Source organism: Flexivirga sp. G2 (genome assembly GCF_055397625.1).
Map to the genome: position 1 here is coordinate 1,310,310 of NZ_AP039675.1, position 26,035 is coordinate 1,336,344.

The window sequence follows — 26,035 nt, forward strand, 5'->3', positions numbered from 1 at the left end:
ACGATGCGGCGGTGCCTGAACTCACCGACCGCGCCGACCTTCCTACCCCGATCCTGATCCGTCCCGCGACGTGCGCCGACCGGCCGCTGCTGGAGCGGTTGTGGCTCCTCTTCCGGCACGACATGTCCGCCGTGACGCCGACCTTGCCGAACCCCGACGGCTCGTTCCGCAGCGAACGTCTGGAGGCCGCGCTCAGCGAATCCGGTTGGCAGGCTTGGCTGTTGATGCTGGGTGACCGGCCGGGCGGCTTCGCGATCGTGCGTGGTCTCGACCAACCGGTACGTGTGCTCAACAGCTTCTTCGTCGTCGCGGGCGCCCGTGGGCACCGGCTCGGTTTCGACTTCGCCCGTGCCGTTCTGCAGGAACATCCGGGGCGATGGGACATCGCCTACCAGGACCGCAATGCGGTGGCCGTCGGGCTGTGGCCGGCGGTGGCGGGAAGTCTCGATGCGTCATACACCGTGGAGCGCCGGGCGGTCCCCGGGATGGCCGATGCACCGCCGGACGTGTGGGCGTCGCTGACCGTCTGACGCCGAAAACCGTTGGCGGCAGAGGACAGCCGGTCGCTAGCGTGCCGGTATGGCAGTGGAATTCACCGCGGTGACCTTCGACGTCAGCGATCCGCAGACGGTCGCGAGGTTCTGGGGTCGATTGCTCGACCGCAGACCGAGGTTGGACGGCACCGGCATCCTGCTCCCGGGCGACGAGACCCAGGTGGGGCTGCGGTTCGATCGGCCCGCTTCCGACGAGGCCGGCCAGGACTACCTGCATCTGCACGTGACCAGTGACGGTGCCGGGAGCCAGGACACGGTGGTCGAACGCGCCCTCGAGCTCGGTGGGAGTCATACGGATGTCGGTCAGCGTCCCGACGAGGATCACGTGGTGCTGGCCGATCCGGGCGGCGCCGCGTTCTGCGTCATACCGCCCGGGAACAACTTCCTGGCCGGCTGCGGTTTTCTCGGTGAGGTCAGTTGCGACGGCAGCCGGGAGGTCGGCGTCTTCTGGCGGGACGCGCTCGGCTGGGAGCTGGTGTGGGTCGAGGACGGCGAGACTGCCGTCCAGGCGCCGGACGGAGGCACCAAGGTCTCCTGGGGCGGTCCGCCGGTCGAACCGAAGACCGCACGGATGCGTCAGCGCTTCGTGCTGTCGGTGGCCGATCCCTCGGCCGAGGCCGAGCGGTTGGCGGGGCTGGGCGCGACGGTGCTCGGCACGGGTGACGACGAGATCGAGCTTGCGGACCCGGACGGGCACGAGTTCTCGATCCGGCGCCGCTGATCGCCACCGAAGGGTCAACGGATGTCGTGAGATGGCCCTCTTGCGGCATCCGTTGACCTTTCGGTGAGCGGTTGTGGGCTCGGTGGTCGGACTATCCGGACCACGCGGCGAGATCGAAACGCCCGAGAGGCAGGTCGAGTTCGTGCAGCGTGCCACCGAGGTGATCGATCGCCTCCGTGCCGACCCGGTCTCGCCACGCTCCGACTGCGCGGTCGAAGGCGGTCGTGGACAACGCCAGGAACTCGTGTCCGCGCTTCGTCGGGCGCAGGATCCGGCGCCGTGCGTCGGCGGAGTCGTCCGTCCGCTCGACGTAGCCCTCGCGCTCGAGAGAGGCGATCGTCTTCGCGGCCGCCTGTTTGGTGACGCCCAGCCTGCCGGCCACCTCGGTGTTTGTTGCACCGTCACCGATCGCCTGGAGCGCGAAGCCGTGCGCCGGACGTGCGCCCGGATGCCCCTGTTCGGCGAGATGGCGATGTGTCTCGTCGACCAGGTCCCGGAACCCGGCAAGTAGTAGGAGCGCGAGGTGCCAGCCGGGCACTTGATAGTCAACCGGGTTGTCTATATCGTCAACCATGTTGTCTATCTTAGGAGAAGTCATGCAGATCGTGCGCGCCGCGAGTCGGCGGACAACCACGACGCCGAACGCCACGATGACGACCTTGGCGTCGCCGACTCTGGGCGATGCGCAGTCCAGCATCTGGCTGGTCGAGATGCCGCCCGATCGGGAAGGGCCCGAGCACGCCTTTGCGGGTGAGATCCTCTGGTCGATCACCTCGGGATCCGGCATCGTGCGAGTCGGCGGCGCGGACCAGACGCTCGCCATGGGCGATACGGCGGTCCTGCCCGCTGGTGAGATGCGTCAGTTCATCGCTGGCGCAGCGGGATTCACTGCTGTGGCGACGGTACGGGAGGGTGAGGTCATCCGTGGGGATGGCCAGACTGCCGGCATACCGCCGTGGGTCGCCTGATCTGTCGGCGTGCGCGGTCAGCCGCGCAGGACGTCGGTGAAGTGGTCGACGGTCGGGACCGGGTCGTAGAAGTGGTGCAAAGCCGCCCGCCAGAGTTGGTAGTCGGCCGACTCGCGGAAACCGACGGTGTGGTCGGTGAGCTGTTCCCACTGCACCTGCAGCAGGTACTCGCTGGGTCGCTCGATGCATCGCGTCAGGCGTAGGTCGCGAAAACCCTTCTGCCGACTGATGATCGGTATGGCGCCGGCGAACGCGCGCTCGAATTCGTCCTCCCGCCCGGGTCGCACCGGCAGCACCACCGACTCGAGGACCGGTGTCGCGTCGCGCACATCGTCACTCCGGGCCGTCATCAGGAAGGCATCCTCCGGGTCGCCATCGACCTGTCGCGCCGATCGGCGTCGGCCGGTGACCCGGAAGCCGGCCTTCTCGTAGGCGCGCCGTGCTCGCGTATTGCCGATGAACACCTCGAGTTCGACCTGCTCGATGCCCACCGAGAACGCATGTTCCACGATCAGGCGGGTCGCTTCGGACCCCAGCCCGCGGTCACGCCCGCCGGGGCCGATGATCGTCCGGAAGTTGCAGCAACCGGTCCCCGGATCGAACTCGTTGAGCACGACTTCACCGACGCATTCGCCGGAGGTTCGGTCGATGACGGCCAGGTCCAGGCGTTCGGTCTGCGCGTGTCGGCTCAGGTACCACTCACGCAGCCGGTCGTCGACCGCCGCCGGTGCCGCAGCCGTCTCCAACGTGTCCGTGTCGAGGTCGTATTCGGTCCACCGAGTCACCTCCGGGTCATGGATCGCGGACGCCATCCGCGGGAGGTCTGCCGCACCGAAGGGGCGGAGCAGAACTCGCTCGCCGGTCAGGGTGGGCTTGTCACGCAGGGCATCAGGGGAGGTCACGACACCGGACTGTACGGGTCCGCCGATTCCGGCTCGACCGGTTTCCGTTCCATGGCACGCTGGCGGCATGACTTCGCTCTCGCTGCCTGACGGACGGGCACTCGACATACAGGTGAACGGCCCCGAGGACGGCGCCGTCCTGATCTTCCATCACGGCACCCCGGGGTCACTGCTCCCGCGGCGGGTCATGGTCGAGCAAGCCGCCGAGCGTGGCATTCGCCTGGTCACGTATTCCCGTGCAGGGTATGGCGATTCGGGCCGAAAAGCGGGCCGAACCGTGTCCGACATCGGCGCTGACGTGGCCGCGATCCTGGACCACCTGGGCGCCGAGAAGGCGATGACGGCCGGCTGGTCGGGCGGTGGTCCGCACGCGCTGGCGACCGGCGCGCTGCTGCCGGACCGGATCACCGGAGTGCTGAGCATCGCGGGCGTTGCGCCGTACGACGCGGAAGGGATCGACTTCCTCGCCGGGATGGGCGAGGGCAACATCGAGGAGTTCGGTGCCGCACTGGACGGTGAGTCCGTGCTACGTCCTCTGCTCGACGGTTTGCGCGATGAACTCAAGAACGCCACACCCGAGGCGATCCTCGGTGAGCTCGGCACCCTGCTCCCGGACATCGACCGCAAGCAGATCACCGACGAGTCCGGTGAGGAGATGGCGGCGAATTTTCGTGAAGCGCTGAAGCACGGCGTCGACGGCTGGACGGACGACGATCTGGCGTTCACCGTGCCGTGGGGCTTCAACCTCGGTGCGATCCGTGTTCCGACGTTCGTGTGGCAGGGCAGCGCCGACCTGATGGTGCCGTTCGCTCACGGTCAGTGGCTCGCGGCGAACGTTCCCGGCGCGACGGCACACCTGCTGGACGGCGAAGGTCACCTGTCGGTCGGTGTCGGTGCGATGCCGCAGATGCTCGACGAGCTCCGCGCGACCTACTGACACGCGGCGGCCGAAGGACGCGCCAACGAACACAGGCACTTGAGGCGGGGATGAGGGACGAATCCTCGCGTGAAGTGCGGCCGATGAGATTCGAACTCACACTGTCGGGTACCTAAAACCCGTGCCTCCTGCCAGTTGGGCTACGGCCGCTCGATCGTGGAGTCTAGGACGTGGCCCGCAGTGGGTGTCGTCCGGCTCCACCGGCGCACGGAGAATGTCGGGCACTGTGAATGACAATTGGGACAAAGCAGTCGGAGGTTCTCCGCGAGTTGTTGTTCAGGTCGCCATCGATATGGTCGACCTGAAGTACCAAAGGCGCGCCGTTCCACACCGGGTCCTGTCCACACAACTCGCAGGCATCGGCACGACCGAGGAGGAGCAGGGCGGCTTTGAGGCGCATGCCGTGCACTCGTGGCGAGCCTGACGGCCGCCGGGTGAGAAGCTCGCGTGGATCTGCGCGCGGTGTGCGCTCGTAGTGGCGTTTCCGACGGGTGAAGTGCGAGGTATCGACTCCGTGCCGAACCAACATCTTGCTGATATGTGCTTGGGTACCGCCGGCTTGTTGCAATCCGAGGTTTCGGAGTACGTCCGCGACGGAGTCAGCGTTGCGAGCCGCCTCAGTGAGAACTTGCTTGGTGTACCTCAGTCTTGGCATGTGCCGACGCTAGAAGCAGCCACCGACAAGGTCGTCGATCGAGATCTCTCGCCGTCAGGAAGCCGACGCCCGGTGTTGTCGAGAGTGCTCGCGCTCGGACATACGAGGCGCGAAGGATCCCCACGAAGAACGAGTCCTTGTCCTCGGCTCCAGCCGCCGGCCGGCGCAGCGGGCGGGTCCCGTCACTCACCCGTGACGGGATCGATGACGGAAGCGACCTCGTAGATGTTGTTGCAGGGGAAGTCGCCGCGCCGCGCGTGCTCGCGAAGCAGGTCTTCGTTCGCGGCGTTGTAGACGCAGAACAGCCGGTCACCGGTGACATAGCTGTGGACCCACTGGATGTCCGGGCCCATGCCGGACAGCACCTCGACGGATTTGGCGGAGAGCCCGTGCAATTGCTCCGGGCTCAGGTTCCCGGCGCCGGGAACCTCGCGTTCGATCACATATTTCGGCATGGCTGCTCCCAATCCTCCGACGGCCGGGATGGTCGTGACATCCCATCGTCCACGCGGCGGAACCCGCTCCACAAGGATTGTGCAGGTTCAGACGGAACGGAGGATCCCCACGAAGAATGAGTCGTCGCCCGGCTCGGGTCGCAGGTCGTATGTCGCGAACCGCGACTCGAGCTGCCAGCCGGCGGCCTCGGCGTCGGCGATGAACTCGTCGGCCGGGTAGCTGCGCCGGCCCTCGCCGCCGTCCTGGTGGAAGCCGACGACCAGTCGGCCCTCGGGCGTCACGACGGTGCGCAGCGCTGCGAGGACCGGGCGTTCGGAGTCCTCGGCGAGGAACGTCATGACGTTGCCGACGCACACGATCAGGTCGTATGACGTCGGAAACTCCTGCGCGGCAAGGGAGTCGGGGCTCACGTCCTCCAGGCGGACCTGGGCGACGGGAAGCGCCGGATAGGTCCGGCCCGCCTGCGCCAGGAGCTCGGCGTCGAGGTCGACGCCATACGCGTCATGCCCGGCCGCCTCCAGTGCTGCGGCGATCCGGCCCATGCCACAACCGGCGTCGAGCACGGTGCCGGAGCGGGGGAGAAGCGTGTCGGCGAGGCGAGCCTCGCCGGTGATGTCGACGCCGTCCTTCAGCAACTGGGCGAAGCGGGCGCCGTAACCGTGGTGGCCCTGCTCCCAGCGGGACAAGCTGTTCATACGAGCTTCAGCGCCTTGGACAGGGACGCGACGTGGCCGGTCGCCTTGACGTTGTAGCGAGCCAGCTCGACCGTGCCGTCGGGAGCCACGACGATGGTGGACCGGATCACCCCGACGACCGTCTTGCCGTAGAGCTTCTTCTCGCCATACGCGCCGTAGGTTTCGAGCACCTCCTTGTCGGTGTCGGCGAGCAGCGGGTAGGTGAGCGACTCCTTGGCCACGAACTTGGCCAGCTTCTCCGGCTTGTCGGGGGAGATGCCGATGACCTCGTAGCCGGCGTCCTGCAGCGTCGCCAGCGAGTCGCGGAAGTCGCACGCCTCCTTGGTGCAGCCCGGCGTCATCGCGGCGGGGTAGAAGAAGATCACCAAGTGCTTGCCGGCGAAGTCGGTGAGGGAGACCTGCTCCCCGGTGTCCGAGGTGAGCGTGAACGCCGGTGCCTTGTCGCCGATCTCGAGCCGAGCCATCGTGATCCTCCTGGAAGTCTTTTCAAGGACAAGCCCACGCGGTGGGTGGTTGTTCCCGCTGCGAGCCCGAAGTTTATTCGGGGGAGCGGGACGGGACCCGCGGGCGCTACTGCGTTATCGTCTCAGGCGAGCCAGACATACGCGGCGCCACCCGTGTTGAGAGAACTTCGAGTCGAGGAGACACCATGGCTGACAAGGCCCCCGCGAAACCCGCCACCCGTTCCGCCAAGGACATCGAGGCTGATCTGGCGGCGACGCGCGAGCGCCTGGCCGGGACGATCGACGAACTGGCGTTCCGTGCGCAGCCCAAGGAGCTCGCCAAGCGTCAGGTCGAGGACGTCAAGCTCAAGGTCGGCGGCATCACCCACACCCCGGACGGCGAGCTCAACACCCAGAAGCTCGCCATCGGGCTCGGCGGTGTCGCCGTGGTCCTGCTGACGCTGGGACTCCTGCGTCGCGCACGTGGCTGACTCCGCCTCGGGCAGTCTGCCCATCAAGATGCTGCACGACCGGGTGCTGGTGTCCGCCGACAGTGAGAACGGCGAACGCAAGTCCGGCGGTGGCATCGTCATACCGGCCACGGCTTCGGTCGGTAAACGCCTCGCCTGGGCCGAGGTCGTCGCCGTGGGTGCGCACGTGCGGCAGGTGAAGATCGGCGACCGGGTGCTCTTCGATCCCGAGGAGCGCGCCGAGGTCGAACTCCAGAGCCGCACCTACCTGTTGCTGCGCGAGCGTGATCTGCACGCCGTCGCCGCGCAACGGGTCGAGACCGGGAACACCGGGCTGTATCTCTGAGGTCTCGATAGGGACTCGCCCAGCGGCTCGCCCTACTCGACGAACGTCAGCCGAGTACTTCGGTCCGGGCCTCCTCGAACGCCTTCACGCAGGCGCGGACGTCGTCCTCGCTGTGCGCGGCCGACAGTTGCACGCGGATGCGGGCCTTGCCCTGCGGCACGACCGGGTAGGAGAACGCGATCACGTAGACGCCGCGCCGCAGCATCGCGTCGGCGATCTGGGCCGCCTGACGCGCGCCGTCAGGGCCCTCGAACATGACCGGGGTGATCGGGTGGCTGCCGGGCAGGACCTCGAAGCCGGCCTCGGTCATCAGCGTCCGGAAGAGCACCGTGTTGGCGACCAGCTTCTCCCGTTGCTCACGTGAATTGCCGGCGATCTCAAGGGCTTTCATCGACCCTGCGACGACCGAAGGTGCGACGGCGTTCGAGAAGAGGTAGGGACGCGACCGCTGGCGCAGCAGGTCCACGATCTCCTGGTGCGCGGCGACATACCCACCGGATGCCCCGCCGAGTGCCTTGCCGAGCGTGCCGGTGACGATGTCGACACGGTCCATCGTGCCGGTGTATTCGGGCGTGCCGCGGCCGCCCTCGCCGACGAAGCCGATCGCGTGCGAGTCGTCGACCATCACCAGGGCGCCGAATACCTCTGCCAGATCACAGATCTCGGCGAGCGGTGCGTAGTAGCCGTCCATCGAGAAGACGCCGTCGGTGACGACCACCGTATGGCGCGCCCCGGCCGTCTTGGCGGCTTCCAGTTGAGCGCGCAGATCCGTCATGTCGGCGTTCTGGTAGCGGAAGCGCTTCGCCTTCGACAGTCGGATGCCGTCGATCAGCGACGCGTGATTGAGCGCGTCCGAGATGATCGCGTCGTCCGCACCGAAGAGCACCTCGAAGATGCCGCCGTTCGCGTCGAAACAGGAGGAGTAGAGGATCGAGTCGTCGGTGCCGACGAAGTCGGCGATCTTGCGCTCCAAGTCGCGGTGCTGGGTCTGCGTACCGCAGATGAAGCGCACGCTCGCCATACCGAATCCCCACTCGTCCAACGCGTTCCGCGCTGCGGCGACGACGTCGGGATGGTCGGCCAGGCCCAGGTAGTTGTTGGCGCAGAAGTTCAGCGCCTCGGAGCCACCGGTCCGCACCTTCGCCGACTGCGGTGACGAGAGCTCGCGCTCGTGCTTGGTGAGGCCGGCGTCGTCGATCTCCTGCAGCGTCGCGACGAGCGCGTCCTTGTTGGCGTACATGCCCTAGCTCCAATCCATGACGACTTTGCCGCACTCGCCAGACCGGGCGGCGTTGAACGCGTCCTGCCACTGCTCGGCGGGGAAGCGGTGGGTGATGACCGAGTGCACGGCGTTCGCCAGCGCGGGGGACGACTGCAGCATCGCGCTCATGGCGTACCAGGTGTCGTACATCTCGCGGCCGTAGATGCCCTTGATCGTGAGCATGTGGGTGATGACCCGACCCCAGTCGATGGCGAACGCGTCGCCCGGCAGGCCGAGCATGGCGATCCGGCCGCCGTGGTTCATGTTGTCGATGAGTTCGCTGACGGCGGAAGGGTTTCCGGACATCTCGAGCGCGATGTCGAATCCCTCACGCATGCCGAGGTCGGCCTGCGCGTCGGCGATGCGCTCGCGGCTGACGTTGACGACCCGGTCGGCGCCGGCCTCCTTGGCCAGCTGCAGCCGGTAATCGCTGACGTCGGTCACCACGACATACCGGGCACCGACGTGCTTGGCGATGGCCGCGCCCATGACGCCGATCGGGCCGGCACCGGTCACGAGCACGTCCTCGCCGGCGATGGGGAAGGACAGCGCCGTGTGGGTCGCGTTGCCGAACGGGTCGAAGACCGCGCCGACATCGGGGTCCATGTCGTCCGGCTGCACCCACACATTGGAGGCGGGTATGACGACGAAGTCGGCGAACGCGCCATTGCGGTTCACACCGACGGAGCTGGTCCGGATGCACAGATGCCGTCGGCCGGCCCGGCAGTTGCGGCATTCACCGCAGACGACGTGGCCCTCCCCGGAGACACGTTGGCCGACCTGGACGCTCGTGACGCCCGGTCCGATCTCGACGACTTCGCCGAAGAATTCGTGGCCGATGATGAGCGGTGGTTCGACCGTGGCCGCAGCCCAGTCGTCCCATCCCTCCAGGTGCAGGTCGGTGCCACACAGGCCCGCCCGCAACACCTTGATCTTGACCTCGCCCGGCCCAGCGGTCGGCTCGGGGGCATCGATCAGCTCCAAGCCCGGCTGGGCACCTGTCTTCGCCAGTGCACGCACGGCGAACAGTCTGCTACGTGATGCCGCTCAACGGGAGAGCGGGGTCGCGCCGCACAACGAAAAGCTCCGGACCGCAATGCGATCCGGAGCCTTTGGTGCGCCATCAGGGACTCGAACCCCGAACCCGCTGATTAAGAGTCAGCTGCTCTGCCAATTGAGCTAATGGCGCTCGTTCAACGCCTGAGAAAGATAGCAGGACCGACCGGCGAAAACGAAATCGAGGACCGCGGTCGGACGCCCGAGGGGATCGCCGGCTGGTGCGAACGGGGTCGCCCCGACCGCAACATCGACCACGTCCGCACCAGAACTTCTTCTTCGACTGCAGTAAGTTTCGGGTCGAGCCCATCGTTGACCCCGACCGAAGGACACCCTCCGATGTCGCTGCTGCTGTTGGACGAGGAAGAGATCGAACGTCCGAAGTACACGCCGGACACCACTGCGAAGGCCGATTGGAAGGTCGCGCTGAAACGGGCGGTCGGGAAGTTCGGCTCCGACGGATGCACCGACCTGGCCGCCGCGCTCACCTACCGATCGATGCAGGCGCTGTTTCCCGGCCTCATCGCGGTGCTGTCCCTGCTGAACCTCTTCGGCAATGGCAAGCAGACCGCGAAGGACGTCATCAACAAGTTGGCCGAAGTGGTCGGCAAAGACCCCAATGACAAGTCCTTGGACACGATCAAGCACTTCATCGAGAACGTCACCACGCAGGGCGGTGGCGGCATCGCCTTCGTCGTCGGTGTCCTGCTCGCGCTGAACTCCGCCTCCGGGTACGTCGCGGCCTTCAGCAAGGCGACCAACCGGATGTACGACATCCGGGAGGGCCGCTCGACCATCAAGCTGAAGGCCTCCCTCTTCGTGGTCACCGCGATCGAGGTGGTGCTGATGCTCGTGGTGATCTTCGCCATCGTGACCACCGGGTCCGTGGCCAAGCAGCTCGGCGACGCCGTCGGGCTCGGCAGCACTGCGGTCACCGTCTGGGACTGGGCGAAGTGGCCGTTCGTCATCTTCATCGTCGTACTGATCATCGGGATGCTCTATTGGGCGGCCCCGAACGTGCAGAAGACCAAGAAGGACATCTTCACCTGGGGCGCGCTGATCGGCCTGGTCGTCTGGCTGCTGGCATCGGCGGCGCTTGCGGTCTACATCACGTTGAGCCACGGCGCGAGCTACCAGAAGACCTACGGCATCTTCGCCAACGCGATCATCTTCCTGCTGTGGTTGTGGATCACCAACCTGGCGGTGCTCTTCGGTGCCGAGGTCGACGCAGAGCTCTTGCGCACCCGCCAGCTGAAGTCCGGGTTGCCGGCCGAGGAGCTGATCCTGCTGCCGCCGAAGGACGACGCCACGTTCGAGAAGCAGGATCTGAAGGCGGCCAAGGAGTATGACGCCGCGCACGAGCTGCGGCTGACCGCCATGCGCGAGGCCGCGGATGACCCGAACGTGTTCGGGCAGGCGCGGATCGCCGCCGGGCGTGCCGCCCAGGTTGCGGGTGATGCGAGCACGGCGTCCCGATCGGGTAAGAAGACTGGTCTGGTCGGACCGCGTGACGCGACAGCGCCGCGCGCCGCAGTGGACACCGACACAGAGATAGGTGCGATAGCCGTGGGTGCAGAGGAGAGAGCGGTCATCGAGGAGTCGCGGTTGCAGCGACGCGACTCGTGGCTGTTGAAGGCGCAGAAGGCACGTGTTGTACGTGACCGGCTGGACCGGCAGCGAGCCAAGCAGGAGAAGAAGGCCAAGCAGCGCGAGGCTGAGGCCGCTCGCGAGGTCAAGATCGCCGCGTCCTACGTGACACGTCAAGATCGCTGGGATTCGGTCGACGAGGTGCGCGCTCAGTTCGAGCCCGCGGACACTGCCGAGCGGGAGCAGGTTCGCGCCGAGCGGCGGGCCCGACGTGCGGCATACGACGCGGATCAGGCAGAGAAGCAGGCCAAGGCGCAGGCCGAAGCGGCGCAGCGACCATCGCAGCCACAGGACACGCCGGAGCCGAAGCACCGCGAGTCCAAGGGATCTCCGGCGCCCGCTGCGCTGCGCGACGAGATCGAGCAGGAGCAACTGTCTCGACGCGAGGAGTGGTTCGCCGCGCACCCGAAGCGGTCCGCTCGCTGATATTGCCCGTCGCCATCCCTTTTGGCGCTGAACTCGGTGGGGTAGACAGGTACTAGCGGCGCCGCGCGGTGCCGCCGGCGGCCACGGTCGCCAGCCCACGGCCCCGCGCGGGCCACGAGATTCGCAGGAGGACGCATGACTGATTCCACGCAGGACTCGTTCGGCCAGGAGGGCCCCGCTGACGGCGGTGCTTCGGGTACGCCGGGTGTGCAGGACGGCGGTGCCGACGGTGGCGCAGGTCAGGAAGGTCCCGCCGATGGCGGTGCTTCGGGTACGCCGGGTGTGCAGGACGGCGGTGCCGACGGCGGCGCAGGCCAGGAAGGTCCCGCCGATGGCGGTGCTTCGGGTATGCCGGGTGTGCAGGACGGCGGTGCCGACGGCGGCGCAGGCCAGGAAGGTCCCGCTGACGGCGGTGCCTCGGGCTCCCCGGGTGTGCAGGACGGCGGTGCCGACGGCGGCGCAGGCCAGGAGGGCCCCGCTGATGGCGGTGCTTCGGGTACGCCGGGTGTGCAGGACGGCGGTGCCGACGGTGGCGCAGGCTTCAACAATTGAGCGCACCGAACGCTGAACATGACGGCCCCGGCACCGACTTCGGTGTCGGGGCCGCTCAGGCGCGGTTGCTCCGTGTCCCGCCCGAGGAATTCGCCGAGAACCATTGGGCCCGTAAGGCGTTGCTCAGCCGGGGCGTGAGCGACTTCACCGATCTCTTCTCCGCGGCAGCGGCCGACGAGCTGCTCTCCCGTCGCGGATTACGCGCACCCTTCCTGCGTATGGCGAAGGAGGGCGCGACCTTGCCCGATCGCAGCTTCACCGCGCCCGCCGGAGTCGGCGCGACCGTCCCCGACCAGCTCGACGACACCGCGATCTGGCGGCAGTTCGCCGACGGGGCGACGATCGTGCTGCAGGCGCTGCAGCGCACCTGGGCGCCGATCGGTGAATTCACCTCGCAACTGGCGACCGAGCTCGGCCACCCGGTGCAGGCCAACGCCTACATCACCCCGCGCCAGAACCGCGGGTTCGACGACCACTACGACGTGCACGACGTCTTCGTCCTGCAGATCGCCGGCAGCAAGCGCTGGGTGATCCACGAGCCGGTGCACGACGCGCCGCTGCGCGATCAGCCGTGGACCGACCGTCGGGCAGCGGTCGCCGACGCGGCACGCCGCGACCCGGTGATCGACACCGTGCTGCGGCCGGGGGACTGCCTCTACCTGCCACGCGGCTGGTTGCACGCCGCGCAGGCACAGGACGAGCTGTCGATCCACCTCACCCTGGGGGTGCACGTCTGGACCCGCTACGCGGTGGCCGAGCAACTCGTCCAGGACGCACTCGCCCGGTTGCGTGACGACCCCGAGGCGAGGCAGTCGCTGCCGGTCGGGGTCGACGGACCGCAGGACGTCGTCGACAGCGTGCGCAAGCAACTGCTCGACGTCCTGCACGAGGCCGACCCGGCACCGGCGTTCCACCGGGCCCGCAACGGACAGACCCGTCCCGGACCGCTCGGTCCGCTCGCCCAGCAGGCCGCGGTCGATGCACTGGACGACGACGCGATCGTCCGGCTCCGGGAGGGCCTGGCGCCACGCTGGTCAGGACACCGGCTGCACACCCGGGTCGGTTGGCTCGACTTCGAGTCCGACGAGCTGCCCGCCATACAGGGGCTGCTGGACGGGCCGCGGTCCGCCGGGGAGTTGGGCGTCGCGCTGGCCGCACGCTTGCTGCGCGCGGGCGTCGCGGTGCCCGCGCGGTCGTGACCCGGGAGACCCCGTTCCGGTGCGCCGCGGCGGCGCTCGCTCGCGGAGACCGCCAGGCCGGCACGGCGGCACGGGCACACGGCTGGGTGCTGATCGAGCATCCGGGGCCGTGGCCGTTCGGCGGTTTCGCCGAACTCGACATCGCGCCCGAGGTGCAGCACGCCGTCCGGCACGCCGCCCAGGCGGCGGGCATGCGAATCCTGTTGATCCGCCGGCACGGTCGGCAGTCGTCCGGTCGCGCGGCCCGCTGGGGTGTCCTGCGGTATGACGCGAACGGCGACCACCTCCAGGAATGGGGCACATGGTCCGAGGACGCCGACCTCACGCAGCTCGCGGCGGCCGTCGAACGACCGGGAGCAACCGGACTGCCTCCCGTTCATCTGGTCTGCACGCATGGCGTGCACGACGCGTGCTGCGCGATCCGCGGCCGGCCCGTCGCGAAGGCCCTGACCGAGGAGTGGCCGGACGAGACATGGGAGTGCAGCCACGTCGGCGGTGACCGTTACGCGGCCAACGTGCTGGTCGCTCCGGACGGCGTCTACTTCGGGGAAGTGACGCCGGACCAGGCGGTCGAAGCCGTGGCATTGCTGCGTCGCGGCCTCGTGGCGGCCGATCACCTGCGCGGATACACCGACCTCGCGGCACCGGAGCAGTTCGCCGTCGCCGAGGTGCTGCGCCGCTTCGGCCCGGCCGGGCGGCACGCCATACGGGTGCGGTCGGCGACGCGCACCGACGACCGATGGACCGTGCGGGTCGAGTGCGCTCCACCGCTGCCCGAACGACTGGAGGTCGTGCTGCGGTTCTGGGCCGAGCCGGCCGCCCGACTGACCTGCCTGGCACCCGCGCCGACCCGAGCGCTCGCCTACGAGACGATCAGCGTGACAGCGTCGCCGAGTTCGGACCACTGAGTCGAGCGGCGCCTAGGATCGCGAATTTGCCTGCTGGCGCTCCAGTTTCGCAATGTCGCGGCGTAGTGTGCGGATCTCCGCGAGCAGGATGTCATCGTCGCGCTTGACCTGCTCGGTGATCCACGACGCCAGGGTGGCGGTGACCGTACCAAGCAAGGCGATCCCCGAGATCATCAGCGCCGCGCCGATGAACCGGCCCTCCGTGGTCACCGGGAAGTGATCGCCGTACCCGACCGTGGTCATCGTGGAGATCGTCCACCAGGACGAGTCGCCGAAGGTGTGGATGTTGCTGCCGGGAGCGTTGCGTTCGACGTCGAGGCAGGTGAGGGATGCGGTGAAACCGACGAGCACGGACGCACTGACGATGTATGCCGCCACTCGGCCGCGCAGCGACGCCACCGTCATCCGGTTGAGCACGCGCAACATCGGCACGACGCGCAGCAACCGCAGCGGACGCAGCATCGGCAGGATGATCGCCGCGAAGTCGAGCAGGTGGCGGATCACCCACTTGCGCTTGTTGTTCGACTTGCGGAACTCCACCACGTAGTCGACCGTGAACAGCGCCCACGTGCCCCAGACGACGACATTGCAGGCACGGCGTTCTGCCGGGCTGAGCTGCGTGTCGAGGATCGAGACCGCGTAGGCGGCGAGGAACACCACCGCCGCGAGGATGAGGGTGATCTCCCACCGGGTCCTGGAGCGCATGAGGCCATCGTGTGGGGGAACGCTGGACGTCCTCTCCCCGAAACCCGGTAGTTGCCTGGGGGGCGGCTGGCCCGCAGGGCCATCCAACACGGGCTCTGAGTGACTGGTGACAGGCGGAGAGTGACGGACATTACAGCTGTAGTTGGACAAGCGTCCGGCTTTTGCTGTTACTTTGCAGTAACTTTACTTCTACTTTACGCAATCCGCGTGGACACGCGGAAGCGTCCGCTGCAGTACAAGGGGAATCAGATACCGATGAGCAACTCCGTCATGCCCTCACGCCGGACCGTCGCCAAGTCCGCCGCGTGGTCCGTTCCAGTCATCGCGGTGGGTGTTGCCGCACCCGCCGCGTCCGCGTCCACCACGGCAACGCCGCCCGGACTGCAGGGATGGGTCACGGTGAGCGAGAGTTGCTCCACCGCCACCGGAATGCAGCTGACGATCGACGGCACCGGTTCCTACCCGGACCGAGGCCTGTGGATCTTCAACACGACGAAGGCGACGACGATCGCGGGAGCCTCGATCACCTTCTACTTCGCGTCCGACATGAAGCTCCAATGGTCTTACGCCTCCGGCGGGTCCAGTCAGTGGACGCTGCCCGCGAGGGACTCGGCCGCACCGCCAATTTCCGGCATGACCGCGTACACCACTCGTTACACAGGTGCGTTCGCGTTCGTTCCGGGCAAGCCTTCGTACAGTTACGCGGTCGGTCAGCCGAAGTTTCAGTCCACCCCGTTGTCCTACGGCTACTGTCGCTCGGCGATCAAGGCCTACGCGCGCCGATCGGTGGCGGTCAACGGTGAGCCGATCGCGTTCCAGCGCGGACCGATCAGCTTGTTGCCCACGAGGTCCGCACCCCGGTCGGCTTCTCGCGCCGCGAACGAGGCCGCCGCGACAGAGGTCACCGCTCAGATCTGAGGGGCCGCACGCGAAGCGCCCCACCCGATCCGCGGACCGGGTGGGGCGCTTCCATCTGCCATGCCGTTATCCGGTCCGTGGTGCACACAGTGGCCGAACGACAAGGATCCCGACCCGGATACGGGTCGGGATCCTTTCTGGGGTGAGTGACGGGACTTGAACCCGCGACATTCGCGACCACAACGCGACGCTCTACCAGCTGAGCTACACCCACCATGACCGCTCCCGAACGGAAGCAGCGCGGACTATCGTACCTGCTCCAAAGGGGTGGTCGTGACCACCCCTTCCCGTGTCAGTTCGCGGCGCTGTACTTCGCCGCGATCTTCTTCGCGGAGTCGCTGTCCGGGCCGGGTTGCGGCACGAACACGGCCTCCCGGTAGTAACGCAGCTCGTCGATGGAATCACGGATGTCGGCGAGCGCGCGGTGGCCGCCGTTCTTCGGCGGGGCGTTGAAATAGGCGCGGGGGTACCACCGGCGCGACAGCTCCTTCACCGACGACACGTCGATGATCCGGTAGTGCAGATGGGCCTCCAACTGGGGCATGTCCCGGGCGAGGAAGCCGCGGTCGGTGCTGACCGTGTTGCCGCCGAGCGGCCACTTGCCCTCCTCGGGCGCGAACTCCCGGATGTAGTCCAGCACCTGCTGCTGCGCCTCGTCCATGGTCACGCCGGCCGCGAGCTCCTCGAGCAGGCCGCTCTTGGTGTGCATGGTGCGGACGAAGTCGTTCATCTGGTCGATCGCCGCCTGCGGCGGCTTGATGAGGACGTCCACGCCGTCGCCGAGCTGGTTCAGCTCGAAGTCGGTGACCAACGCCGCGACCTCGATCAGTGCGTCGTCGGTCAGGCTCAATCCGGTCATCTCGCAGTCGATCCAGACGATCCGGTCGGTGCGTGCCTTGTCTTCGCTCACCGGATCACTCTAAGGACCCCGACGGTGCGGCGGTGGATCGGTGGGTGCGGTGCAGTGAGGGGTCGCTCGGGGAGACGTCATACAGTGCCCGGATGCTGCCGCCCCCACGCCCTGATCGGCGTCCTGCGCTGCGTCGGTGGTTGACCGTTGCGCTGGTCGCGATCCTGTTCGTCCTGGGCGGCCTCGGGATGCTGGTGATCATCGACGACCAGTCCGGTGTCGTGGCCACCGGACTCGGCCTCGTGCTGTCCCTGGTCGTCCTCGGCGTCGTGGTGCCGGTCTTCCTCTGGTTGGACCGGTTCGAACGGGAGCCGACCGGGATGCTGGCGTTCGCGCTGTTGTGGGGCGCGTGCGTCGCCACCTTCAGTGCCGCCGCACTCAACAACCTCGGATCGGTGCTCATCGATCCGATGCTGGGCACGCACCCGTCCGCCGCGACGTGGGTCGCGCCGGTGGTCGAGGAGTCGATGAAGGGCCTCGGGCCCTTGCTGCTGTTGATCTTTCGGCGCCGGGAGATTGACGGCGTCCTGGACGGCATGGTGTATGCCGGGCTGAGCGCAGCCGGCTTCGCCGCGGTCGAGGACGTGGTCTATCTGGCCTCCGGTTATGCCCATTCGGGGGAGCAGGGCCTGCTCAGCACCTTCCTCGTGCGGGTGGTGATGTCGCCGTTCGCGCATCCCATGTTCACGGTCTGCACCGGGATCGGGATCGGCATCGCGGCCACCACACGACACCGCGAGGCCCGTTTCCTGGCGCCGTTCGCCGGCTGGTGCTGCGCGGTCGCGTTGCACGGGATCTGGAACCTCGGTGCGCTGCTGCCGCAGCACGGCTGGCTCGTCTTCTACCTGCTGTTGCAGCTGCCCCTCTTCGTCGCGTTCGTGACCCTGATCGTGCTCGCCCGCAAGCACGAGGCGAGGCTGATCTCGCGCGAGCTCGGGGAGTATGTCGATGCGGGCCGGCTGTCGCCGCCCGAGGTCGTGATGCTGTCCTCCATCAAGGAGCGGCGTTACGCGATGGCGTGGGCGGGGCATCACGGTGGCACCGAAGCGCAGGACGAGATGCGCGAATTGCAGGACGCCGCAAGCGAATTGGCAATGGTTCGGGCGCGGATCGATCGCGGCGACCGGAGTGCGCCCGTGCTCGAGGCCGAGGACCATCTGTTGGAGATCGTGGCGCTGTTACGGGTGCGCTTCCTCGACTCGGCGCTCTACCGTTATTACGACGACCGGGGGATGACGACCCGGTAGAGGGAGTGGCCATGGCCGGCCGGAGGCAGCTGCCGTATGCCGATCGCGCCGCGGCCGGGACCGCGCTCGCTGCGGACCTGACGGAGTATGCCGACCGCGACGACGTGGTGCTCGGTCTGGCCCGTGGCGGGGTGCCGGTGGCCGCCGTGGTCGCCGCGCGGTTGGCGGTGAGGCTCGATGTGCTGGTGGTCCGCAAACTGGGTCTGCCGCGACAACCCGAGGTCGCGATGGGTGCAGTGGCCGAGGCCGCGGGCAGCCTGGAGATCGTGCGCAACCCGGACGTCCTGCGGCGGGCGCGGGTGACCGATGCGGAGTTCGACCGGGTCCTGGCCGGCGAAGTGGCGGAGCTGCGCAGCAGGGAGGACCTCTATCGCGGCAGTGGGCCCGCAGTGCCGTTGCAGGATCGCGTCGTTCTCGTCGTCGACGACGGTCTGGCGACCGGAGCGACGATGCGGGTCGCGGTGCACGCCATACGAATTCAGCGGCCGGCCCGGATCGTGGCCGTGGCGCCGATCGGCCCGCCGGACGTGTGCGCCGCGCTGCGGGAGGTGGCCGACGACGTCGTCTGCCCCTGGCAACCACCGGACTTCTCGGCCGTCGGCGCGGCATACCGCGTGTTCGGTCAGACCTCGCACGACGAGGTGCGGCAGCTGTTGCGGGCGCCATACCCGTCCGATCGACCCGAGAGCTGACCGTGTGGTCCGGTAATCTGCGAGTCCTTGCCCCCGTAGCTCAGCTGGATAGAGCAAGAGCCTTCTAATCTCTAGGTCGTAGGTTCGAGTCCTACCGGGGGTGCTCACGAAATGGCGGTCGCAGCGACTCTCCGGCTCGCCGACGGCGGGCCAAGTTGAGTCCGGGCCGTCACCACGAAATGATGTGCGACGTGTCGGATGACGTCGAGGGAGCGCGACTGCTGGCCGCATTGCAATCTCTGCGCCGCAGTGTTGATGTTTCGGCATACCCGTTGGAGCTGCAGGACGCCGGGCACGCACGACGTGCGCGCGGCGAACTGCTTGCGCAACTGGACGACTACATCCTGCCGCGGGCGGCGTCGCTGGATGCTCCGCTGCTCGCGGTGGTCGGCGGGTCGACCGGCGCGGGCAAGTCGACATTGGTCAACTCGCTGGTCGGGGAGGCCGTCACCAAGAGCGGTGTGCTGCGGCCGACGACGCGCGCCTCGACCCTGATCCACAACCCGGCTGACGAGAAGTGGTTCACCGGCACGCGAGTGCTGCCCGGCCTGGCCCGGCTCACCGGCGCCGAGCCCGAGACCGGCGACCCGAGCACGCTGCGACTGGTCGCCGGCGACGTGCCGCAGGGGCTCGCGCTGCTCGACGCTCCCGACATCGACTCGGTCGTCTCGGCCAACCGCGACCTCGCCCGGCAGCTGCTGTCGGCCGCCGACCTCTGGATCTTCGTCACGACGGCGATGCGGTATGCCGACGCGGTGCCGTGGAACCTCCTGCAGCAGGCGATCGAACGCGGCACCTCCGTGGCCGTCGTGCTCGATCGGGTGCCACTGGACGCGATGGAGGAAGTGCGGGCCGACTTCGCGACCATGCTGATGGAGCAGGGACTCGGTCAGTCTCCTGTCTTCGCCATCGCGGAGTCGAAGCTCGGACCGGACGGGCTGCTGCCCGGTGTCGAGGTGGCCCGCATCAACGGCTGGCTGGCCTCGCTCGCCGCGGATCAACAGGCTCGCAGCATCGTCATCCGCCGCACGCTGCAAGGCGCCCTCGACTCGCTCGGCGGACGTGCCTCGGAGCTGGAAATTGCTCTGCAGCAACAGGATTCAGCTCGCGGTGATCTGCAGAAGGTCGCCACCGATGCGTATGCCGCCGCACTCGCCGGCGTGGCCGACGGCATGCAGGACGGGACGCTGCTGCGCGGTGAGGTGCTGGCCCGCTGGCAGGAATTCGTCGGCACCGGCGAGGTCTTCCGGCAACTGGAGGCCGGTGTCAGTCGGATGCGGGACCGCATCAGTACCGCGCTGCGTGCCCGCACCCGCCGGCCGGCGGACGACCTCGGTGCCGCGCTGCAGACCGGTGTCGCTGCCCTTCTCCAGGCACACGGCGAGACGGCGACCATCACGGTGGCGCGGCAGTGGCGCCATACACCCGGGGGAGCGGAGTTGGTCGCTGCGCACCCCGAACTCTCTTCTGTTTCCGACGAGTTCGTCGCGCAAACCGAGAAGTTGGTCCGTGCGTGGCAGGACGACGTGCTTGCCATGGTGCGCGAGGAAGCCGGCGGCAAGCGCACGACCGCGCGCTTCCTGGCGTTCGGGGTCAATGGCATCTCGGTGTTGCTGATGCTGGTGGTCTTCTCCGCGACCGCCGGCCTGACGGGTGCCGAGGTGGGCATCGCCGGTGGTTCGGCCATCCTGGCGCAACGACTGCTCGAGGCCGTCTTCGGCGATCAGGCCGTGCGCACCCTGGCGGCCAAGGCACGGACCCGGCTGTTGACCCGCACCGAGGAGCTGTATGACGCACAACGCACCCGCTTCGACACCGTGCTGACCGAGACGGCCGGCAACGGTTCCTCGGCCGAGGCGCTCCGGGCGGCGATCGGCGAGGTGCGGGCGGCGCAGGGCAGCACGACGAAGCACGGGTCGAAGCGATGACGGAACAGAAGGTCAGCTGGTCGGACGTGACCGCACGCGCCGACTCCCTCGGCGACGCGTTGCGCACCGGCGGGGAGCACCTGCCCACCGACGCGGTCACACACGCGCAGCAGGTCCTGCGCAAGGTTCCGAAGCGGCAGGGGATTGTCGGCGGACGAACCGTCGTCGTACTTGCCGGCGCAACTGGCAGCGGCAAATCCAGTCTGTTCAATGCGCTGGTGGCAGAACCGGTTTCACGGATCGGTGCGCGGCGTCCGACGACCTCGGTGCCGACGGCGGCGATCTGGGGTGACGAGCCCAGCAGCGACCTGCTCGACTGGCTCGGCGTCGGCACCCGTCACCAGGTGCCGCGCAACGCCCGCCGTGCGGAGGCGCTGGACGGCCTCGTCCTGTTGGACCTGCCCGACTTCGACTCGCGGGTCGCGCAACACCGGGCGGAGGCCGACCGGGTCATCGAACTCGCCGACGTCTTCATCTGGGTCACCGACCCGCAGAAGTATGCCGACGCGGTGCTGCACGACGACTACGTGAAGCAACTGGCCGGTCACGACGCGGTCTCCCTCGTCGTGCTCAACCAGATCGACCGGCTCGATCGGGCTCAGATCTCCGAGTGTGTCGAAGATCTGCACCGGCTGCTGGACGCCGACGGGCTGTCCGACGTGCCGATCCTGCCGACCTCGGCGGTGCGTGGGTACGGCGTCGACGACCTCGCCGGCACGATCGGGACGGTCGTGCAGGAACGCAACGCCGCCGAGCAGCGACTGCTGGCCGACGTGCGTGGTGCGGCGCGCACCCTGCGCGCGGGTGTGGCACCGTCCGAGGTCGAGTTGGCCGGCCAGGACGACTCTGAACTCACCGATGCGCTGTGCCGTGCGGCCGGCGTTCCGGCCGTCGTCGACGCCGTGCGGCGCGACTATCGGCGGCAGGCAGAGCACCTCACCGGCTGGCCGTTCACACGGTGGGTGCACCGGCTGCGGCCGGAGCCGTTGCGCCGGCTGCGGCTGGACGAGGCGCACACGATGAATCGATCCGGCGCCAAGCTCGCGCTGGGTCGTTCGTCCCTGCCACCGGCCGGGCCGGCAGCTCGGGCGGCGGTCGACGTGGCCACCCACAAACTCGGTCGGCGCGCGGCGGAAGGTCTGCCGGCGTCCTGGGCGGAGGCCGCGCAGCGTGCCGCGACACCGGGTGACGAGCATCTGCACGACAAGCTCGACCAGGCGGTCATCGGCACCGACCTGCACGACAAGCGCCCTGCGTGGTGGTCGGTCGCGTCCGCGTTCCAATGGGTCTTCGCGGCCGTCGCCCTGGTGGGTCTGGTGTGGCTGGCGCTGCTGGTCGCGTTGGGCTTCGCCCACGTCGATGCTTCGTCGCCGAAGTGGATCGGTCTGCCGATTCCGTTGCTGATGTTGGTGTTCGGTCTCCTTGCGGGGGTGCTGCTCGCTCTGGTCTCGCGTTGGGCGGCGGCGCGTGGTGCGGAGCGGCGTGCCGAACAGGTGCATGCGCGGTTGCGTTCCTCGATCGCCACGGTCGGCATCGAACAGATCGTCAATCCGGTGGCGCGGGTGCTGCAGGCACACCGTGACACCCGCGAAGCGCTGGCTGCGGCTGCTCGCTGAGTCCCGTCCACATCCCGGCTCCGATGGCGGCCCCGTCCACAGCGGCGTGCCGACACCCTCGCGGGCTGTCGACGTCGGCCCCAGCCTGAAGGTCCACGTCGATGCACGCGGAGGGCGGGCGTCGAGCAGATCAGGCAAGGGGTTCGACATGAACGAGACATACGTGACCGTCTGCGGCAATCTGACGGCCGATCCGGAACGGATCACCAGCGACAAGGGCGACTTCACCACCTTCCGGGTGGCAGTCAACGAGTTTCATCACGACCAGGTGAGCGGCGGGTATGTCGACGGGCGGAGCTCGTTCTACAAGGTCGTCGCGTTTCGCGCTGTCGGCGCCAACGCACACAAGTCGTTGTCGAAGGGCGAGCCGGTGCTGATCCACGGCAAGTTGCGCATCAACCAGTGGCAGGGGCCGAACGGGGAGACGCGCTCCGCACCGGAGATCGAAGCGGTCAACGTCGGCCCGGACCTGCGGTTCGGCATCGCCGCCTTCCAGCGCGTCTCCGGTCAGGGGCAGCGCAGGGGAGCAGCGTTGCCGAGTTGGCGACAGGCCGGCGCGAGCACCCCGGCCGATCCGTGGGCGGGCAGTTCGACCGATCCCGCCGGGACGGCGTCGGCTGCGTCCGCAGCCGAGCAGACCGGCGAGCTGCCCGATCAGCTGCCCGATCAGCTGCCGGATCAGCTTTCGGACGAGTCGACGAGCGCGTTGACCAGCGAAGAGGTCGCGCGCGTGTCCGGGCCGTTGGTCGAGCAACAGGCCAGCTGACCGGCGCCCGCGAGGCCGAAACAGCGACACGATTTCGGCGGCACGGCGTCGCCCCGATAGCCTTCTCCGCATGCCCGAGTTCATCTACACCATGACCAAGGCGCGCAAGGCTGTCGGGGACAAGCTGATCCTCGATGACGTCAGCATGTCCTTCTACCCAGGCGCCAAGATCGGCGTCGTGGGCCCCAACGGCGCCGGTAAGTCCACGATCCTGAAGATCATGGCCGGCCTCGACCAGCCGTCCAACGGCGAGGCCCGCCTGTCGCCCGGTTACAGCGTCGGCATCCTGCTGCAGGAGCCGCCGCTGAACGAGGAGAAGGACGTTCGTGGCAACGTCGAAGAGGGCCTCGGGCAGATCAAGGCCGACCTCGACCGCTTCAACGCGATCTCCGAGGAGATGTCCCAGCCGGACGCCGACTTCGACGCGCTGATGGCCGAGATGGGCAAGCTGCAGGAGAAGATCGATGCCGCCGACGCATGGGACCTCGACTCCCAGCTGGAGCAGGCGATGGACGCGCTGCAGTGCCCGCCCGGCGACGCCGACGTCACGGTGCTGTCCGGTGGTGAGCGCCGACGTGTCGCGCTGTGCAAGCTGCTGCTGTCCAAGCCGGACCTGCTGCTGCTCGACGAGCCGACCAACCACCTCGATGCCGAGTCGGTCAACTGGCTCGAGCAGCACCTGGCGGCGTACCCGGGCGCCGTGCTCGCCGTGACGCACGATCGCTACTTCCTCGACCACGTTGCAGGCTGGATCTGTGAGGTCGACCGCGGCCGGCTCTACCCCTACGAGGGCAACTACTCCACCTACCTTCAGAAGAAGGAGGAGCGCCTGCAGGTCCAAGGCAAGAAGGACGCCAAGCTCGCGAAGCGACTGCGGTCCGAACTGGAGTGGGTGCGGTCCAACGCCAAGGCCCGCCAGACCAAGAGCAAGTCGCGTCTGGCGCGCTACGAGGAGATGGCGGCGGAGGCCGACCGGACCCGCAAGCTGGACTTCGAGGAGATCCAGATCCCGCCGGGCCCGCGCCTGGGTGCTCAGGTCATCGAGGTCAAGGACCTCACGAAGGGCTTCGGCGACCGCGTCCTCATCGACGGGCTGTCGTTCACGCTTCCGCGCAACGGCATCGTCGGCGTCATCGGCCCGAACGGCGTCGGCAAGACCACGCTGTTCAAGACGATCGTCGGTTTCGAGGAGCCGGACTCCGGTTCGGTCAAGGTGGGCGACACGGTCGACATCTCGTATGTCGACCAGGGCCGTGGCGGCATCGACTCGGAGAAGACGCTCTGGGAGGTCGTGTCCGACGGGCTCGACTACATCCAGGTCGGCAAGGTCGAAATCCCCTCGCGCGCATACGTTTCGCAGTTCGGCTTCAAAGGCCCGGACCAGCAGAAGAAGGCGGGTGTGCTTTCCGGTGGTGAGCGCAACCGACTGAACCTCGCCCTGACGCTGAAGCAGGGCGGCAACCTGCTGCTGCTCGACGAGCCGACCAACGACCTCGACGTCGAGACGCTCGGCTCGCTCGAGAACGCGCTGCTCGACTTCCCGGGCTGCGCCGTGGTCATCAGCCACGACCGGTGGTTCCTGGACCGGGTCGCGACCCACATCCTGGCCTACGAGGGCACGGACGAGGACCCGGCCAACTGGTACTGGTTCGAAGGCAACTTCGCGTCCTACGAGGAGAACAAGGTGGAGCGGCTCGGCGTGGAAGCGGCCCGTCCGCACCGCGTCACCCACCGTCGCCTGACCCGCGACTGACGCTCCGCTGTTACACGACGAAGGGCCGGATCCACTCGTGGACCCGGCCTTTCGCCGTTGCCGGCGTCGCCGCTCGTGCGACCACCGCGCGCCAACGTCGGGCGATCCAGTTCGCCGAGAGGACAGCAGTTGCGATGAGCGGTGAGCTTTCGCAGCAACAACTGTCCTCTCGACGGGAAAAAGGGCTGTGACTCAGGCGTTCTCGCGAGCCACCAGCTCGGCGTCCGACAGCAGCACGCAGAACTCGTTGCCCTCTGGGTCGGCGAGCACGGCCCAGCCGCGGTCGGGCTGGCGCAGGTCGTTGACCATGGTCGCGCCGAGTCCGAGGATGCGGTCGACCTCCTCGTCGCGGGTCAGGTCGGTGGAGCGCAGGCAGAAATGCACCCGGTTCTTGATCGTCTTGGGCTCAGGCACCTTGAGGAACAACAGGAACGTGTTGTTCGGCCCGATCAGGCCGGCCTCCTCGTCACCCGGTCGCGAAGGGTCGTCCTCCTCGAGGTGGTAGTCGCCGAGCACCTGGCTCCACCACATCATCTGGGCGTAGGGGTCGGCGGCGTCGAAGCAGAAATTCGCGGCTCGTGAAGTCATGCGTCACATCGTGACGGCTGCCCCCGACAGGGGCAACGGGATAACGCCGCTCGTTCCGGGGTCTTCGCGACGTATCGGACCGGCGAAGGCGCGGAGAGCTTCGTGGCGTGGATCTCAGCGACGACGCAGGCGGTGCTGCAGGTTGGTCTTGACCATCGGCCAGGTCCGGGCGAGGACGCTGTACTGCGCGGTGTCGCGGACGACGCCCTGCGCGTCGATCGAGTCGGCCCGCAGGAGGCCCTCGAGCTCGGCGCCGAGGCGTTCGATGGCGGCGCGGGACTGCAGGTTCATCTTGTGCGTGCGGAAGCGCACCGCCTCCACCCGCCATTCCTCGAAGGCGTGCGTCATCAGCAGCAGCTTGCTCTCGGCGTTCGTGCCGGTGCCGTGCACCGACTCACGGTTCCAGGTCGAGCCGATCTCCAGCCGCGGCACCGACGGGACGATGTCCATGAAGGTCGTCATACCGATGACGACGTTGTCCGCGACCCGCACGGCCGTGAACGGCTGCATCGTGCCCTGCTCCTGCAGGGCGAGGCGGCGGTCGATCTCGGCGCGCATGTCCTCCGGTCGCGGCACGGTGGTGTACCACCGATCCCACAGTTCACCGTCGGACGCGGCTTCGACGAGCCCGTCGTGCTGATCATGGCTCAGCGGCTCCAGCCGGACCAGGCGTCCGGTGAGAGTGGTCGGCGTGAGCGGGAGCGGGATCGTCATAC

The 26,035-nt window shown here is 68.0% G+C and carries 28 protein-coding genes and 4 tRNA genes; 18 read left to right on the top strand and 14 right to left on the bottom strand.

What is annotated here, in order from left to right; translation table 11 throughout:
• Positions 1-11: 11 nt before the first annotated feature.
• Positions 12-530, top strand: a complete 519-nt coding sequence (locus tag ACZ50J_RS06390) for a GNAT family N-acetyltransferase (protein WP_464300434.1) — start codon at positions 12-14, stop codon at positions 528-530.
• 49 nt (positions 531-579) lie between these two features.
• A complete protein-coding gene (locus ACZ50J_RS06395) occupies positions 580-1,275 on the top strand; it encodes a VOC family protein (protein ID WP_464300435.1) in 696 nt (231 codons plus the stop codon).
• Between the two features lie 91 nt (positions 1,276-1,366).
• Here the strand turns inward: ACZ50J_RS06395 and ACZ50J_RS06400 are convergent, their stop codons facing one another.
• Entirely contained in the window at positions 1,367-1,849 is a 483-nt protein-coding gene (locus ACZ50J_RS06400; protein WP_464300436.1) for a MarR family winged helix-turn-helix transcriptional regulator, read from the bottom strand.
• A gap of 22 nt (positions 1,850-1,871) precedes the next feature.
• On the opposite strand from ACZ50J_RS06400, the gene ACZ50J_RS06405 reads away from it, so the two are divergent.
• A complete protein-coding gene (locus tag ACZ50J_RS06405) occupies positions 1,872-2,243 on the top strand; it encodes a cupin domain-containing protein (RefSeq protein ID WP_464300437.1) in 372 nt (123 codons plus the stop codon).
• 17 nt (positions 2,244-2,260) lie between these two features.
• On the opposite strand, the gene ACZ50J_RS06410 is transcribed toward ACZ50J_RS06405, so the two are convergent.
• The gene (locus ACZ50J_RS06410) at positions 2,261-3,145 is read right to left on the bottom strand and encodes a GNAT family N-acetyltransferase (RefSeq protein ID WP_464300438.1); all 885 of its coding nucleotides are present in this window, start codon (positions 3,143-3,145) and stop codon (positions 2,261-2,263) included.
• Positions 3,146-3,212: 67 nt separating this feature from the next.
• Here ACZ50J_RS06410 and ACZ50J_RS06415 point away from each other — a divergent pair, with 67 nt between their 5' ends.
• Positions 3,213-4,082 (top strand): alpha/beta fold hydrolase, encoded by an 870-nt coding sequence (locus ACZ50J_RS06415; protein WP_464300439.1) that lies wholly within the window; start codon positions 3,213-3,215, stop codon positions 4,080-4,082.
• Positions 4,083-4,157: 75 nt separating this feature from the next.
• Here ACZ50J_RS06415 and ACZ50J_RS06420 read toward each other — a convergent pair.
• From ACZ50J_RS06420 to bcp, 4 genes are all read right to left on the bottom strand, one after another.
• A tRNA-Leu gene (locus ACZ50J_RS06420) sits at positions 4,158-4,232 on the bottom strand.
• A gap of 687 nt (positions 4,233-4,919) precedes the next feature.
• A complete protein-coding gene (locus ACZ50J_RS06425; protein WP_464300440.1) occupies positions 4,920-5,192 on the bottom strand; it encodes a DUF4242 domain-containing protein in 273 nt (90 codons plus the stop codon).
• A gap of 87 nt (positions 5,193-5,279) precedes the next feature.
• Positions 5,280-5,888: a class I SAM-dependent DNA methyltransferase gene (locus ACZ50J_RS06430; RefSeq protein ID WP_464300441.1), complete on the bottom strand. Its 609-nt coding sequence runs from the start codon at positions 5,886-5,888 to the stop codon at positions 5,280-5,282.
• Entirely contained in the window at positions 5,885-6,352 is a 468-nt protein-coding gene (gene bcp / locus ACZ50J_RS06435; RefSeq protein WP_464300442.1) for a thioredoxin-dependent thiol peroxidase, read from the bottom strand. The genes ACZ50J_RS06430 and bcp overlap by 4 nt, the downstream gene beginning before the upstream one ends.
• 185 nt (positions 6,353-6,537) lie before the next feature.
• Between bcp and ACZ50J_RS06440 the strand changes: the two genes are divergently transcribed.
• Both ACZ50J_RS06440 and ACZ50J_RS06445 read left to right on the top strand, forming a co-directional pair.
• A complete protein-coding gene (locus ACZ50J_RS06440) occupies positions 6,538-6,822 on the top strand; it encodes a DUF3618 domain-containing protein (protein WP_382401528.1) in 285 nt (94 codons plus the stop codon).
• Between the two features lie 28 nt (positions 6,823-6,850).
• Positions 6,851-7,147 (top strand): GroES family chaperonin, encoded by a 297-nt coding sequence (locus ACZ50J_RS06445; protein ID WP_464301323.1) that lies wholly within the window; start codon positions 6,851-6,853, stop codon positions 7,145-7,147.
• A gap of 46 nt (positions 7,148-7,193) precedes the next feature.
• Here ACZ50J_RS06445 and ACZ50J_RS06450 read toward each other — a convergent pair whose 3' ends face one another.
• From ACZ50J_RS06450 to ACZ50J_RS06460, 3 genes are all read right to left on the bottom strand, one after another.
• Positions 7,194-8,387 carry a glycine C-acetyltransferase gene (locus ACZ50J_RS06450; RefSeq protein ID WP_464300443.1) on the bottom strand — a complete coding sequence of 398 codons (1,194 nt, stop codon included), beginning with the start codon at positions 8,385-8,387 and terminating at the stop codon, positions 7,194-7,196.
• 3 nt (positions 8,388-8,390) lie between these two features.
• A complete protein-coding gene (gene tdh / locus ACZ50J_RS06455; RefSeq protein ID WP_464300444.1) occupies positions 8,391-9,428 on the bottom strand; it encodes an L-threonine 3-dehydrogenase in 1,038 nt (345 codons plus the stop codon).
• A 93-nt stretch (positions 9,429-9,521) separates the two neighbouring features.
• A tRNA-Lys gene (locus tag ACZ50J_RS06460) sits at positions 9,522-9,597 on the bottom strand.
• Between the two features lie 206 nt (positions 9,598-9,803).
• Here ACZ50J_RS06460 and ACZ50J_RS06465 point away from each other — a divergent pair.
• The 4 genes from ACZ50J_RS06465 to ACZ50J_RS06480 all read left to right on the top strand — a co-directional run bounded on the left by ACZ50J_RS06465 (position 9,804) and on the right by ACZ50J_RS06480 (position 14,196).
• Positions 9,804-11,537, top strand: a complete 1,734-nt coding sequence (locus tag ACZ50J_RS06465; RefSeq protein ID WP_464300445.1) for a YihY/virulence factor BrkB family protein — start codon at positions 9,804-9,806, stop codon at positions 11,535-11,537.
• Between the two features lie 135 nt (positions 11,538-11,672).
• The gene (locus tag ACZ50J_RS06470) at positions 11,673-12,089 is read left to right on the top strand and encodes a BatC protein (protein ID WP_464300446.1); all 417 of its coding nucleotides are present in this window, start codon (positions 11,673-11,675) and stop codon (positions 12,087-12,089) included.
• Positions 12,086-13,288 (top strand): cupin domain-containing protein, encoded by a 1,203-nt coding sequence (locus ACZ50J_RS06475; RefSeq protein ID WP_464300447.1) that lies wholly within the window; start codon positions 12,086-12,088, stop codon positions 13,286-13,288. The genes ACZ50J_RS06470 and ACZ50J_RS06475 overlap by 4 nt, the downstream gene beginning before the upstream one ends.
• Positions 13,285-14,196, top strand: a complete 912-nt coding sequence (locus ACZ50J_RS06480) for a sucrase ferredoxin (protein WP_464300448.1) — start codon at positions 13,285-13,287, stop codon at positions 14,194-14,196. Before ACZ50J_RS06475 ends, ACZ50J_RS06480 begins: the two co-directional genes overlap by 4 nt.
• Positions 14,197-14,208: 12 nt before the next feature.
• Here ACZ50J_RS06480 and ACZ50J_RS06485 read toward each other — a convergent pair whose 3' ends face one another.
• Complete coding sequence (locus ACZ50J_RS06485; protein WP_464300449.1) at positions 14,209-14,901, bottom strand: potassium channel family protein; 693 nt, start codon at positions 14,899-14,901, stop codon at positions 14,209-14,211.
• A 255-nt stretch (positions 14,902-15,156) separates the two neighbouring features.
• On the opposite strand from ACZ50J_RS06485, the gene ACZ50J_RS06490 reads away from it, so the two are divergent.
• Positions 15,157-15,819: a hypothetical protein gene (locus ACZ50J_RS06490; protein ID WP_464300450.1), complete on the top strand. Its 663-nt coding sequence runs from the start codon at positions 15,157-15,159 to the stop codon at positions 15,817-15,819.
• Positions 15,820-15,957: 138 nt separating this feature from the next.
• On the opposite strand, the gene ACZ50J_RS06495 is transcribed toward ACZ50J_RS06490, so the two are convergent.
• A tRNA-His gene (locus tag ACZ50J_RS06495) sits at positions 15,958-16,033 on the bottom strand.
• 78 nt (positions 16,034-16,111) lie between these two features.
• A complete protein-coding gene (orn, locus tag ACZ50J_RS06500; RefSeq protein WP_464300451.1) occupies positions 16,112-16,729 on the bottom strand; it encodes an oligoribonuclease in 618 nt (205 codons plus the stop codon).
• Between the two features lie 92 nt (positions 16,730-16,821).
• Between orn and ACZ50J_RS06505 the strand changes: the two genes are divergently transcribed.
• The 7 genes from ACZ50J_RS06505 to ettA all read left to right on the top strand — a co-directional run bounded on the left by ACZ50J_RS06505 (position 16,822) and on the right by ettA (position 24,731).
• Complete coding sequence (locus ACZ50J_RS06505; RefSeq protein WP_464300452.1) at positions 16,822-17,976, top strand: PrsW family intramembrane metalloprotease; 1,155 nt, start codon at positions 16,822-16,824, stop codon at positions 17,974-17,976.
• 11 nt (positions 17,977-17,987) lie between these two features.
• On the top strand, positions 17,988-18,668 hold the full coding sequence (locus ACZ50J_RS06510) for a phosphoribosyltransferase (RefSeq protein WP_464300453.1): 681 nt from the start codon (positions 17,988-17,990) through the stop codon (positions 18,666-18,668).
• 29 nt (positions 18,669-18,697) lie between these two features.
• Positions 18,698-18,771 (top strand) — tRNA-Arg (locus ACZ50J_RS06515).
• 79 nt (positions 18,772-18,850) lie between these two features.
• Positions 18,851-20,596 (top strand): ABC transporter, encoded by a 1,746-nt coding sequence (locus tag ACZ50J_RS06520; protein ID WP_464300454.1) that lies wholly within the window; start codon positions 18,851-18,853, stop codon positions 20,594-20,596.
• On the top strand, positions 20,593-22,212 hold the full coding sequence (locus tag ACZ50J_RS06525; RefSeq protein WP_464300455.1) for a YfjP family GTPase: 1,620 nt from the start codon (positions 20,593-20,595) through the stop codon (positions 22,210-22,212). Before ACZ50J_RS06520 ends, ACZ50J_RS06525 begins: the two co-directional genes overlap by 4 nt.
• 148 nt (positions 22,213-22,360) lie before the next feature.
• Complete coding sequence (locus ACZ50J_RS06530) at positions 22,361-22,978, top strand: single-stranded DNA-binding protein (protein WP_464300456.1); 618 nt, start codon at positions 22,361-22,363, stop codon at positions 22,976-22,978.
• A gap of 70 nt (positions 22,979-23,048) precedes the next feature.
• Positions 23,049-24,731, top strand: a complete 1,683-nt coding sequence (gene ettA / locus ACZ50J_RS06535; RefSeq protein WP_464300457.1) for an energy-dependent translational throttle protein EttA — start codon at positions 23,049-23,051, stop codon at positions 24,729-24,731.
• 192 nt (positions 24,732-24,923) lie between these two features.
• Here the strand turns inward: ettA and ACZ50J_RS06540 are convergent, their stop codons facing one another.
• Complete coding sequence (locus ACZ50J_RS06540) at positions 24,924-25,319, bottom strand: VOC family protein (RefSeq protein ID WP_464300458.1); 396 nt, start codon at positions 25,317-25,319, stop codon at positions 24,924-24,926.
• Positions 25,320-25,433: 114 nt separating this feature from the next.
• A complete protein-coding gene (locus tag ACZ50J_RS06545; RefSeq protein WP_464300459.1) occupies positions 25,434-26,033 on the bottom strand; it encodes a GNAT family N-acetyltransferase in 600 nt (199 codons plus the stop codon).
• Positions 26,034-26,035: the final 2 nt, after the last annotated feature.